Source organism: Terriglobales bacterium (assembly GCA_035454605.1).
Lineage (GTDB): Bacteria > Acidobacteriota > Terriglobia > Terriglobales > Acidobacteriaceae > DATMAB01.
On the sequence record DATIGQ010000221.1, the window covers coordinates 1 to 12,854 of the forward strand.

9 protein-coding genes are annotated in these 12,854 nt (G+C 64.6%); all 9 read left to right on the forward strand.

Translation table 11 applies throughout. The features are described 5' to 3' along the window. On the forward strand, positions 1-190 hold a 190-nt coding region (locus VLE48_15335; protein ID HSA94385.1), incomplete at its 5' end, for an RsmE family RNA methyltransferase. Positions 191-277: 87 nt separating this feature from the next. Further along, a complete protein-coding gene (locus tag VLE48_15340; GenBank protein HSA94386.1) occupies positions 278-3,199 on the forward strand; it encodes an ATP-dependent DNA helicase in 2,922 nt (973 codons plus the stop codon). Then, positions 3,199-4,365, forward strand: a complete 1,167-nt coding sequence (locus tag VLE48_15345; protein ID HSA94387.1) for a DNA recombination protein RmuC — start codon at positions 3,199-3,201, stop codon at positions 4,363-4,365. The genes VLE48_15340 and VLE48_15345 overlap by 1 nt, the downstream gene beginning before the upstream one ends. A 378-nt stretch (positions 4,366-4,743) precedes the next feature. After that, positions 4,744-5,931 carry an acetyl-CoA C-acetyltransferase gene (locus tag VLE48_15350; protein HSA94388.1) on the forward strand — a complete coding sequence of 396 codons (1,188 nt, stop codon included), beginning with the start codon at positions 4,744-4,746 and terminating at the stop codon, positions 5,929-5,931. A 16-nt stretch (positions 5,932-5,947) separates the two neighbouring features. After that, a complete protein-coding gene (locus VLE48_15355) occupies positions 5,948-7,657 on the forward strand; it encodes a hypothetical protein (GenBank protein HSA94389.1) in 1,710 nt (569 codons plus the stop codon). 112 nt (positions 7,658-7,769) lie between these two features. After that, on the forward strand, positions 7,770-8,339 hold the full coding sequence (locus VLE48_15360) for a DinB family protein (GenBank protein HSA94390.1): 570 nt from the start codon (positions 7,770-7,772) through the stop codon (positions 8,337-8,339). A gap of 85 nt (positions 8,340-8,424) precedes the next feature. Further along, positions 8,425-9,261 carry a hypothetical protein gene (locus tag VLE48_15365; GenBank protein HSA94391.1) on the forward strand — a complete coding sequence of 279 codons (837 nt, stop codon included), beginning with the start codon at positions 8,425-8,427 and terminating at the stop codon, positions 9,259-9,261. Positions 9,262-9,418: 157 nt separating this feature from the next. After that, a complete protein-coding gene (locus tag VLE48_15370) occupies positions 9,419-11,605 on the forward strand; it encodes a fibronectin type III domain-containing protein (GenBank protein ID HSA94392.1) in 2,187 nt (728 codons plus the stop codon). 170 nt (positions 11,606-11,775) lie between these two features. Next, positions 11,776-12,854, forward strand: a 1,079-nt coding sequence (locus VLE48_15375; GenBank protein HSA94393.1) for a YifB family Mg chelatase-like AAA ATPase, incomplete at its 3' end; no start/stop codon positions are given.

The window sequence follows — 12,854 nt, forward strand, 5'->3', positions numbered from 1 at the left end:
ATTGCGGGACGCGCTTGCCGGGACGGGCGTCATCACGCTGGCCGTCGGTCCCGAGGGCGGCTGGACCGAAGCAGAGCTTCGCCAGTTCGATGATGCCGGCTGGACCCGGGCCTCGCTGGGTGCCGGCATCCTGCGCGCCGAAACCGCGGCCATCGCGGCGCTCGTGCTGGCGCGGGCAGAAAATGCCTGACGTCGGCCTTGCCACTGCACCATTTCCGGGAGTTGCTGCCCGCACCCCACTCCCGCATAATGCGGTCAGGCGGTCCCGCAAACGATTGTGGAAGTCTCCCTGAATCGGAACCAACGCGAAGCGGTCGAGCACGTGCACGGTCCCCTGCTGATCCTGGCCGGCGCAGGCACGGGCAAAACCACGGTGCTGGTGGAGCGCGTCGTGCGCCTCATCGCAGAAGGACACGTCCGCGCGGAAGAGATCCTGGCCGTCACTTACACGGTGAATGCCGCCAGCGAGCTGCGAGTGCGGGTGGAGAAACGCCTGGGGGCTGCGAAGGCCCGCGGTCTTCGAGCCTGCACCTTCCACGCGCTGGGCAACGGCATATTGCAGCGCACCGAGCGGGGCTTCCATCTGCTGTTCAAAGAGGACCTGTGGGTGTTCCTGCGCAGGCGCTTGCGCGAACTGCCACTCGACCGCTTCCTGCGCGCGGCGCGTCCGGGCGAGTTCCTCGACCACCTGATTACTTTCTTTGAGCGTTGCCTGGACGACCGGGTCGATGCGGCTGCTTACGAGCGTTACGTGGCGCGGTTGCGGGCGGGCGAACTGCCCTTGCCGCGGATCACCATGCCGCGCGACACCGAGCGAATTAGCGATGAGGAGATCCTGGCTCGCTCGGAGGAAATCGCCCGCGTCTACAGCAAGATCGAGCAGATGCTCAGGGAGGAGAACTTCGGCCTGTTCGGCCACATGGTTTCCGGGGCTGTGGAGCTTCTGGAGAAGGATCCGGCTCTGCTGGCCGAAGAGCGAAAAGGGGCGCGTTTTCTCCTGATCGACGAGTTCCAAGACGCGAACGTGGCGCAGATCGAACTGGCCCAGCTACTGGGCGGGGAGGAGAAGAATGTCTGCGCCGTAGGCGATCCGGACCAGGCCATCTATCGCTTCCGGGGAGCCTCGAGCGCCGCCTTCGAAGAGTTCCTGCGCCGCTTCCCGGGCGCGCGGGTCCTGCCGCTGGGAGAGAACCAGCGCTCCACGCAGTCCATCCTGGACTGCGCCTTCTCGGCCATCCAGCGGAACCCGCCGCCGCTGCGCGCTGCCGGAGCAACCCTGGAGTTCGTCCGAGAACCCCTGCAATCGGCGCGAGAAGACCGTACGCGCATGGAGGGCAGGCCGTGGGGGGAGTCGCCGGTCGAGCTCGTCCTGGCGCCCAACGCACTTCACGAGGCCCATGAGGTGGTCCGTACGATTGCCGAGCGAAGGAGCAAGCTGAAGGGCCGGTGGTGCGACTTTGCGGTGCTCTACCGCGTGGCGTCGCATCGCGACGCGTTGGTATCCGAATTCAGGGCCCAGCAGGTGCCGGTGGCGGTGGAGGGCGTGGATGTGCTGAACACCACCGAGATCCGCGACCTGCTCGCGGTCCTGCGGGTCGCAGATCTCCCACAGGATGCAGTCAGCCTGTTGCGCGTGGCGGCGTTTCCCCAGTTCGGCATCGACGGTCCTCGCTTGCGCAAAGAACTGGCAACCGCCGGCCGAAAGCCTGACCTGCAGGCAATCCTGAGGCGGCAGCCCGGGGGCGGGGAAGTGCTGGTAGCCCTCGAGGATGTGCGGCGGAAAGTTGCAGGCGGCGCGGCCCTGCCGGAGCTGCTCGAGTTTGTGCTGCGGCGATTTCATCTGGAAGCGGACTCGGAACCGGTGCGCGCTTTCCGGGACTTCGTGGCGCAATGGATCGAGAAGCCCATCACAGTCACGCGAACACCGGGGGAGTTCCTGGAATACCTGGACTACTTCGTCGAGGCCGGCGGCAAAGTCTGCACCACCCTGGGTGACGAAGGCGATGCGGTACGCCTGATGACGGTGCATCTGGCCAAGGGCCTGGAGTTCGAGCATGTCTATGTGGTGCGGGTGGTATCGAACTCGTTTCCGGTCAGCTACCGTGCTCCGCTGTTCGAGTTTCCGCGCGAGCTGTCTCGCGCCCACGCTCCGGTGCCGCTGGAGGGCAAGGAACTCCACCATGAAGAAGAGCTGCGCATCTTCTATGTAGCCGCCACGCGGGCGAAGAACTCCCTGGTGCTGTTCGGCCCGCAGGTGGGCGGCGGCAAGAAGGTGCCGGCGCAATATCTGCGGCGCCTCCACGACGACCGATCCATCCGCCACCGGATTCACTTGCGCCACGCGCGCGAGATGCAGGTGGATCTGTTCGGCCAGGCGGCGGCAGGTTCCGCCATCGAGCCCTGGATCGAACTGCCGCCCAGAGTGCGGTTGGAGCAGGCCGCGCTCAGCGCTTCCGGGATCGAGACCTACAAGCGCTGCCCGCTGCGATTCAAGATCGAGCGTGATTGGAACCTCCCCGGCGATCCCGCGCCCGCCATGGAATACGGGGCGGTCATGCATACCGTGCTCAAGAACTATTACGACGCCGTGCGCAGCGGGAAGCAACCGGAGCGCGCGTGGGTGCTGGAGCGCTTCCGCGAAGAACTGGGCAAAGCCAAGTTCGAAGATCCGCTGCAGCGCGAGCTGTATGAGAAGCAAGGCGTCGAGCAGCTGACGCGCTTCTTCGAGCAAGCCGCCGCCCAGCCTGCTCCGGATGTGCTCGATACGGAGCGAACGTTCCGCATCGAGCTGAACGGCATCGCCGTCAGCGGCCGCGTGGACCGGCTGGATCGCATTGCCGGACGCCGAGCGCGTATCGTGGACTACAAGACCGGTTCTCCCCGGTCCCAGGAAGACGCGGACGACAGCTTGCAGCTTTCCATCTACGCGCTGGCCGCCGAGCGCGCCTGGGACCTCGAGCCGGAAGAGATCGTCTTCTACAACTTGCAGACGAACGCCGGTGTCGTGACCATGCGGGATTCTGAGGCATTGGACGAGGCTATGGAAGAAATCCAAAAGGCGGCGGAGGGCATTGAAACGGGGAACTTTCGCCCCAAGCCGGGATTCCACTGCAGGTGGTGTCCGTATCGTTCGCTGTGCCCGGCGACGGAAGAGCGCCTGTTCCGGGCCGAAGCAGCCGCGCCGGCGGGGGTGCAGTGATGCTTGAGGCCGCTGTCGTCATCCTGGCTGTCGGGGTGGTCGTGCTGCTGGTGCTATTGTTTCGCCGCGCTCCCGGCGTAGCCGATCCGGAGATGGCGCAGTTGCGCCAGGAGCTCAACGTGTTGCGCCAAACCACCGATCGCAGCCTGCAGAACTTCGGCACACAGCTTTCCTCGGTGGGCGCGGGCGTGAACACGGTGCTCTCCACAGTGGCGGGAGAGGTGGGCAACCGTCTGGACGCCCTCAACCAGAACGTGGCCCAGCGCTTGAATGAGAACGTGGGCGCGATGTCCGCCACTTCCAAGGCCGTGAATGACCGCATGGCCAACGTGCAGTCCGCCTTTGCCGGACTGCAGAGGCAGATCGGAGAGATGAGCGAGCAGGCGCGGAGTCTTTCCGAGATGTCCCGGTCGCTCACCGACCTGCAGCGGGCGCTCTCCGCGCCCCGCTTGCGCGGCGGCTTCGGGGAAGTCCAACTGGAGGCGCTGCTGGCGCAGGTCTTCGCGCGCGACCAGTTCCAGATGCAGTACGGTTTCCCCTCCGGCGACATCGCCGATGCCGTGCTCAAGTTTCCCCAAGGGATGGTGGCCATCGATTCCAAGTTTCCGCTGGAGAACTTCCGCCGCATGGCGGAAGGCGCGAACGATGCCGACAAGAAGGCGGCGCGCAAGGAGTTTCTGCGCGACGTACGCCGGCGCATCGATGAGATCGCGGGCAAATACGTCCGTCCGGCGGACGGCACGCTGCCCTTCGCGCTCGCCTTCATCCCGGCCGAGAACGTCTACTACGAGGCCATCATCCGCGACGAAGAAGGCAACGACTTGCACGAGTACTGCGTCGAACGCCGGGTGTTTCCCGTCTCGCCCAACTCGCTCTATGCCTACCTGCAGACCATCGTCATCGGGCTGAAAGGGTTGCAGATCAGCCGCCGCGCGGAGTCCATCCTGCGGCAGATCGATACGCTACAGGTGGAGCTGGGGAAATTCAGCGATGGCTACGGCACGTTGGGCAAACATCTGAAGAACGCAGCCGATCGCTTCGACGAGGGCTCGCGCCAGTTGGAGCGCCTGGAGACACGGGTAGAGTCCCTGGCGGGCAACGGCGCCGGGCAGATGCTGCTGGAGCTGGAAGCGACTGCGGATGAAGAGCAAGGCAAGAAACCGTAACGGGGATCCCCAAAAAACTTAGGGGACGCCGCGAGGCGTCCCCATTTCGTTCCGAAGAAACTCGTTAGTGTTTCTTCTTCTTGGCTTTCTTCTTGGTTGCCATTTGGACTCTATTCTCCCTTTTCTCTCTTGCGAGATTCGCAACGCTCTTCCGTTGCACTGTTTGAATGTATAGGGTCAATGCGAATTGATGTCAAGAAAAAAATCGGAGGTACGAAGCGGCGCCGACGCCGCCGGAGTCGCCCCTCTTCGATTTTCCGGCGGGGCCTCGAGTCATCGGCTTTCCAAGTCTGCCCGAAGCCTGCCGGGTTTTGCATCGTCGTGTTCGCGCACGCGTCTATAATTGAAGATCGGGCGACGGCCCACGGAGAATCTTGTATGGCAACCTCGGACGATATCGTCATCATCTCTGCCTGCCGCACCGCGGTAGGAAAGTTCCAGGGTTCGCTGGCGGATCTGAGCGCGACGCAACTGGGCGCCATCGTGGTGCGCGAAGCGGTTTCACGCGCGAAGCTCGATCCGCAGCAGGTCGACGAGTGCATCATGGGTAACGTGCTTTCCGCCGGACTGGGACAGAACCCGGCGCGTCAAGCGGCGCTGGGCGGCGGGCTGGCCAGCGAAGTGGCGGCCATGACCATCAACAAGGTCTGCGGCTCAGGACTGAAAGCGGTGGCGCTGGCCGCGCAGGCCATCCAGACGGGCAACAGCGAGATCGTGGTGGCCGGCGGGCTGGAATCCATGACCAACGCGCCCTACCTGCTGCCGCTGGCGCGCAAGGGCTATCGCCTGGGCAACGCGCAGATCGTCGATTCCATGGTGCACGACGGCCTCTGGGACGTTTACAACAACTACCACATGGGGCAGACCGCGGAGAACGTCGCGGAGAAGTACAAGATCACGCGCCAGGAGCAGGACGAGTTCGCCGTGGCCTCCCATCGCAAGGCGGTGGCGGCCATCAAGGAGTGCCGCTTCCAGTCACAGGTGGTGCCGGTAGAGATTCCCGCCAAGAAGGGCGCGACCGTGCGTTTCGAAAAGGATGAGAGCCCGCGCGAGGACACGTCGCTCGAAGCCCTGGCCAAACTGAAGCCCGCTTTCAAGAAGGACGGCACTGTGACCGCCGGCAATGCGCCCGGCGTGAATGACGGTGCGGCGGCGCTGGTGGTGACCAGCGCGCGTCGCGCCAAGGAATTGGGAGCGGAGCCGATAGCGCGCATCGTCGCCCAGGCGACCAGCGGCGTCGATCCCGCATGGGTGATGATGGCTCCCGTCGAAGGCGTGCGCCGGCTCTGGAAGAAGACGGGGTGGAAACCGGATGATCCCGATCTCTACGAACTCAACGAAGCCTTCTCCGTCCAGGCGCTGGCGGTGATCCGTGAGCTGGGGCTGAATCCGGAGAAAGTCAACGTCAACGGCGGGGCGGTGGCGATCGGACATCCCATCGGCGCCAGCGGCGCCCGCATCCTGGTGACGCTGCTCCATGAGATGGTCCGCCGCAACTCGCGCAAAGGTGTGGCCGCGCTCTGCCTGGGGGGCGGGAACTCGGTAGCATTGGCTGTGGAGCGCTAGAGAACCAACCCACCCGATGCCCGGCGACACGCTGCTCCGGCTGCTGCACCGGTTGGAAGACGCCAAATCCCAATTCGGCGCCGGCCAGGCCGGAAGAGTAGAACGGCTACTCGCGGCGCTCGGTCGCAGGCGGTTCCCGGATCCCGAGTCGCTGGTCCGCTTCCACGATGCGCTCCTCTTCCTGCGCGCCTATCCCCACAGTCCCACCGTGTTGCGCCGTACCGAAAGCCTGCTGAACAGCTTCTGGCAGCGGGTGCAAACACTTCGAGCGGCGGACGTCGACCTTTCGCTGTTTCAGGACGAGCAATTCTCCGGCGTCGCCGGAGGCTGGCTGGAGGACACGCTCAACTTCGACGTGGCCCGCTGGCTGGCACGCCGGTTTCCCGGCCGCGTGACGATTCGGTGGGATGAGCACCAGCAGGAGCAGCGCCTGGCGGCTGGCTGGTCGCGGTTTTTTCCGCTGCTGGAAGAGGACTCGTTCGTTGAGGCGGACGTGCCTTACCGGACCTGGCTCGGTTCCGCGCGTGGCCGCCAGCCGGAACTGGCGTGGCTGCTGGAGCGCTTTGACCGGCTGCCGCTAGGCGGGGAAGAGAAGTCCGAACTTTACGACGCGCTCGAGTTGCCGGTTCGCTGGGAAGTGGGCAACGCGCGGGCCTCGCGCACGCGCAACTGGCGGCGTCCTGGCCGCGTCTTCTATCACCGGGAACCGCTGATCCGCCGTCGCGACGTTTCTCTCGCCCGCGAACTGGCTTCTCCGCCGATTCCGGTCCGCAGGCTCTCGCGGCGCCGGGGCGAAGAAGTGCAGCACCTGATCCGCGAGATCATGGCGGTGCGCTACCGGCAGCTTTATGGCACCACGCTGGGCGATCCTGCACAGGTCTTCCAGGCCGACGTCGGTCGGGGCGTGCAGATCTTTCTTTGGGGCCTGAAACCGGAGCGGCGGCTACCGCTGCGCGCGTACCTGGCCGGCTTCACGTTGAAGAACGGCGTTCCGGTCAACTACATCGAAGCCATCGGCTTGTTCGAGTGGGCGGAGATCGGGTTCAACACCTTCTACGCCTACCGTGACGGCGAGTCGGCGTGGCTCTACGCGCGTACGCTGCGCCTGCTGCGCCAGCTCTTGGGGTTGCGGTGCTTCTCCGTGTATCCCTATCAACTGGGTGACGGCAACGAGGAAGCCATCGATTCGGGCGCGTTCTGGTTCTACTGGAAGCTGGGCTTCCGGCCAGGGCGGCAGGATCTGCGGGGCCTGGCGGAGCGCGAAGCGAGGAAGATCGCGGCTGCTCCAGCTTACCGTACGCCCGCGCGCACGCTTCGAAGGCTGGCCAAGGGGCACGTCTTCTATGAACTTCCGGAAGCGGAGGCTGGCGCGTGGCACACCTTCCAGATGCGCCAGATCGGATTCGCGGTGAACCGGCGCATGGCCCGCGATTTCGGCGGAGACAGTGCCACCATGCGCCGCCGTCTGAGCATGCGCATGGCTCGCAGACTCGGCGTTCGGCTCGACGGCTGGCAGGTGATGGAGCGCCGCGCGTTCGAGGATTTCGCGCTGGTTCTGGCCTTGGTTCCGGACCTCGGACGGTGGTCGCGCGAGGAGAAGCGGGACCTGGTCAAGATCATTCGCGCCAAGATGGCTGGCGACGAGCGGCGGTACATGCGCCTGCTCCCGGGCCATGCCAGATTGCGACAAGCCATGCTTCGCTTGGGAAGCCGCCGAACTCCGTGATCCGGGCCGTGACATCGCACGGAACCTTGCCCGGTTCCGTGGCGTACACAGGGGAGAGGTCCTCCCCAGTCTCACGAGGTGCATGATGGTTTCCGTTTCGCGCCGAAAGGTGATGCAAGCCTCCGCAATCGCTGCTTTCGCTGTTTGCGTACCCGAAGTCTGGCCACAAGCGACGCGCATTCTGCGCGACACGCAACAATCGGCGCCAATCGGCGCCAGCGTGGTCACCGACTTCCTGGACGAGATACGCCAGTCCCACGCCTACACGGTAGAGTGCGCGCAAGCCATGCCGGAGCCGCGCTACAGCCATCGTCCCGCGTCCGACATGCGTACCTTCGGGCAGCAACTGGTGCACATCGCCGAATCCGTGCAGGCCATTTACGAGATGTTCATCGAGGAAAAGGCGAACCCCACACAGATCTTCAGCGAGGCGGGCCAGGAATCGGTGCCCTCCAAGGCAGTCGTCATCGCCAAGCTGCACGAGAACTTTGGATACGTAGAACGCGCGGCATTGCGTCTGGACGGCGATGTCCTGGAAAATTCCTTGCCGACTTTCGGCGGGCGTCCCATGACCAAACGTCGCGTCCTGCGCTACCTGCTCGACCATGCCACCCACCACCGGGGCCAGATCATCGTCTACCTGCGCCTGGTCGGCGCGCGCCCGCCACAGTATCGCGCCTGAGAAGAGCACGGCGGCCTTTGGATGCGATGTATATACTGACTTCTTGTTTCTCCTCTACCTTCGAAGGCACGCCAGGCGTGAGTGCATGATGGCGGGGCTGCGGACCCAGACACGCCGTCTGATTGCCGGGTTCCTAGTTGCAGTGCTGTTGTCCGCCAGCGCCGTTGCCGTCGAACTCAAGCCGGAGACCGTTCGCGCCTTCGACCGTTACATCCGGCTCGCCGAAGCCAGGATTGCCAGCGAGGTCGGGTCTGACAAGACCTTCCTTTGGATGGATACCCTGCCCACGGATCGCCGCAGCGCGGTGTACCAGCAACTCCGGCAGGGCCAGGTGGTCATTGAGCGGATGAAGACGCTGGATGGTGGCAAGGAGATCGAAGTTCCCAGCGGACTCATCCACCACTGGCTGGGCGTCGTCTTCATTCCAGGGGTCAGCCTGGAGCAGACCATGGCGCTGGTCCAGGACTACGACCAGCACTATCGCTACTACAAGCCGGACGTCATCGCCTCCAAGCTCCGCGCGCGCAATGGCAATGACTTCAAGATCTACCTGCGCTTCTACAAGAAGAAAGTCATGACGGTGGTGATGAACACGGAGCACGACGTGCATTATTTCCCGTTGAGTCCGACTCGTGTGCACAGTCGCTCCTACACCACGCGCATTGCCGAGATAGCGAACTTCGGCGAGCCCGACGAGCACGAAAAGCCGGTCGATGACGGCGGGGGCTTCCTGTGGCGCCTGAACTCCTACTGGCGGTTCGAGGAGCGTGATGGAGGGGTCTACGTGCAATGTGAGGCCGTGTCGCTCACGCGCGATATCCCCGCCCTAGTCAGTTGGCTGGTCAAGCCCTTTGTCACCAGTGTTCCGCGCGAATCGCTCACCAACACTTTGTCCAATACCCGCGCCGCCCTGATTCATTGAGGCCGAACCCCCTGTACTACCGGCCATTGTCCTTCCGGACAATGCCCTGGTCTGGCCCTCGGTACATTTGACAGAGTGGTTTGGATGGGCGCAGACTGCCGGTAATAACCCTCCGCCAGCATTTCCTCCCCACGGCGCAATTTCTTGGAGGTCATGCATGAACCGCCGCGCTACGGTTGCATTCCTCATGGCATTTGTAGTGATTTCCTGCGTTTCGGTCTTCGGGCAGCCGGCACCTCCTGGCCGCGTCAAGGTGTACCTGGCAACGCCCAACGTCTCACCGCCTTTGCGGAACATTCCGCCGCTGTCCGACAAGCGGGTACCGCGCGAGATGCCCATCCGATTTCCGCAGCCGGCTGCCCCGAGCGCACCGGCTCCCGATCCTGCGCTGCAGGATACGGCGGGCCCCGCCGTGGCCACGTCCAGCGGACTCGGCTTTGACGGCATCGGAGTCGGGCTGGGGAACTACTCACCCAGCTCCGCGCCGCCAGACACCAACGGCGACGTAGGCGCCACACAGTACGTGCAGTGGGTGAACACTTCGTTCGCGGTCTTCGACAAGGCGACAGGAGCACTGTTGTACGGTCCTGCGGCGGGCAACACCTTGTGGGCCGGCGTCGGCGGGCCTTGCCAGGACACGAACGACGGCGACCCCATCGTGCAGTACGACCAGATCGCTGACCGCTGGGTCATGACCCAACTGGCGAACGCATTCAACGGTCCGCCTTTCTACCAGTGCGTTGCCGTTTCCATGACTTCCGACGCCACCGGCCCCTATTGGCGCTATGCCTGGGCGATGGACGACCTGAACGACTATCCCAAGCTGAGCGTTTGGCCCAACGCCTACTATTTGACCTTCAATCGATTCCTGTTCGGGATCCTGTTCTCGGGGGCCAGCGCCTGCGCGCTCGAGCGCTCCGACATGCTCATTGGGCAGCCGGCGTGGATGATCTGCTACAACCTCAGCTCCTCCTACGCCAGCTTGTTGCCCGGCGACCTCGACGGGAACAACCTGCCGGCGCCCGGCTCCCCGGGCCTGTTCTTCAATCTGGGCACCAACTCGGTGAACCTGTGGCGGATGCAACCGGATTTCGTCATCCCGGACAACACCACGTTGACCGGCCCCATCAACATTCCCGTGGCTGCATTCACGCGGGCCTGCGCGCAGTCGTGCGTTCCGCAGCCCAACACCAGCCAGAGACTCGATGCCCTGGGCGACCGGCCCATGTACCGCCTGGGATATCGCAATCTCGGCGGCCACGAGTCGCTGGTGGTGAATCATTCCATCGTGGCGGGTAACAGCATCGGCGTGCGCTGGTACGAGATCCGCAATCCGTTCGGAAGTCCGGTTTTGTTCCAGCAGGGAACGTTCGCTCCGGACACCGACTACCGCTGGATGGGCAGCATCGCCATGGACCAGGCGGGAAACATCGCCGTGGGCTACAGCGTCTCGGGCAACGGGACCCGGCCGAGCATCCGCTACACGGGACGCGTCCCGGCAGATCCGCCGGGCACGATGCAGGGTGAGACCGCCATCATCGACGGCACCGGGTCGCAACTTACCAACCTGAACCGTTGGGGCGACTACAGCAGCATGACGGTGGATGCGGCGGACGACTGCACCTTCTGGTACACCACCGAATACCTGAAGGCCGACGGCACGTTCAACTGGAGCACGCGTATCGCCACCTTCAGCTTCCCGGGCTGCTCCACACCGCCGTCCTCTCCGCCTAACGATCCATCGGTGCTCTCTGCCGGGGCGGTATCCAGCAGCCAGATCAACCTGACCTGGACCGACAATTCCGACAATGAAGACGGCTTCCGCCTTGAGCGCTGCACCGGCACCGCCGCCTTCTGCGATGGTAATCCGGGCAACTTCAGCCAGATCGTTGAGCTCCCGGCCAACTCCAACGCCTACAACGACACCGGGCTCAGCGATTCCACTACGTTCGCGTATCGAGTGCGTGCTTTCAATGGCGCCGGCAATTCCGGCTACTCGAGCACCGCGGACGCAACCACGCAGGCTCCGCCTCCGCCACCGCCTGCGCCGCCCGCCGCGCCGAGCAACCTCTCCGCGGTGGCCGGCAGCGCCGGCAACAGCCGCTTTGTCGATCTGACCTGGACGGATAACTCCAGCGACGAAAGCAACTTCGTCCTCGAGCGTTGCCAGACCAACAAACGAGGGGTCTGCAACTTCGCCGTCATCGCCACCCCCGTGGCCGGCGCCACTGCCTACACCGACAACAGCGTCTCCCGGCGCAAGACGTACCGCTATCGCATCAAGGCCAGCAACGCGGCCGGCGATTCCGGCTACTCAAACACGGCAGAGGTGACCACGCCGTAGCTCGTTAGCGTCTTTGGACCATGCGGCCAGCCTCCGGGCTGGCCGCGTGATTTTCGCGGCGCAGCGTCGCTGCCGCGATGGAAGCGATCGGGCTTTGCTCCGCTCGCGCCTCGGGCTATACTCCGCATTCTGCTGTACGGGCCCCTTGCGGCGCATTCCGCGCCGGACACATGCTCTTCAAGACGCTGAGCGCAGCCGTCTACGGCATCGATGCCTCCATTATCGAGGTGGAAGTGGACGTTTCCGGCATCAAGCTGGGCGAGGATCACTTCATGACCGTCGGCCTGCCGGACGCCGCCGTGCGCGAAAGCCGCGAGCGCATCCGTGCGGCCTTGAAGAACTGCGGGTACGACATCCCGCCGACGCACATCACCGTCAACCTGGCTCCGGCGGACATCCGCAAGGAAGGCTCCGGCTTCGACCTGCCCATGGCGCTGGGCATCCTGGGATGCTACGGCGCCCTCATCCGCAAGGAGCTTCCGGAATGGGTGCTGGTGGGAGAACTTTCACTCGATGGCGGCGTGCGCGGCGTCCGTGGCGCCTTGCCCATCGCGGTGGCGGCGCGCGCCAAGGGCATCGCCAACCTCATCGTCCCGGAGGTCAACGCCCGTGAAGCGGCCGTGGTTTCCGGTGTACAGGTCTATCCCGTGCGCTCGCTCATGGACGTCGTCGGGCTGCTGAATTCCGGCAATGGCACGCCCTTGCGCGTCGATCCCGAGACCCTGCTCAACCAGGCCGGTCGCCACGTGGTGGACTTCCGCGACGTGCGCGGCCAGCAGACCGCCAAGCGCGCCCTGGAAGTGGCTTGTGCCGGCGGGCACAACATCCTCATGATAGGCCCGCCCGGCTCCGGCAAGACCATGCTGGCCAAGCGCGTGCCTACTATCCTTCCGCCGCTCACCTTCGAAGAGGCGCTCGAGACCACGAAGATCCACAGCGTCGCGGGCGTGCTGGAGCCGGGTGCGGGGCTGGTGGCGGCGCGCCCCTTCCGCGCACCGCACCACACCATCTCAGACGCGGGCCTGATCGGCGGCGGGGTCGTGCCCCGGCCCGGCGAAGTTTCGCTGGCCCACCACGGTGTACTGTTCCTGGACGAGCTGCCTGAGTTTCCTCGCAACGTGCTCGAGGTGATGCGCCAGCCGCTGGAGGACGGTACCGTCTGCATTGCCCGCGCGGCCATGTCGCTCACTTTCCCGGCGCGTTTCATGCTGGCCGCCGCCATGAACCCCTGCCCCTGTGGCTACTTCAA

Excerpts from the sequence above, each read along its gene's own strand:
- VLE48_15355 (HSA94389.1), top strand. The coding sequence starts at position 5,948 with ATGCCCGGCGACACGCTGCTCCGGCTGCTGCACCGGTTGGAAGACGCC.
- VLE48_15345 (HSA94387.1), top strand. The coding sequence starts at position 3,199 with ATGCTTGAGGCCGCTGTCGTCATCCTGGCTGTCGGGGTGGTCGTGCTG.
- VLE48_15365 (HSA94391.1), top strand. The coding sequence starts at position 8,425 with ATGATGGCGGGGCTGCGGACCCAGACACGCCGTCTGATTGCCGGGTTC.
- VLE48_15360 (HSA94390.1), top strand. The coding sequence starts at position 7,770 with ATGCAAGCCTCCGCAATCGCTGCTTTCGCTGTTTGCGTACCCGAAGTC.
- VLE48_15350 (HSA94388.1), top strand. The coding sequence starts at position 4,744 with ATGGCAACCTCGGACGATATCGTCATCATCTCTGCCTGCCGCACCGCG.
- VLE48_15370 (HSA94392.1), top strand. The coding sequence starts at position 9,419 with ATGAACCGCCGCGCTACGGTTGCATTCCTCATGGCATTTGTAGTGATT.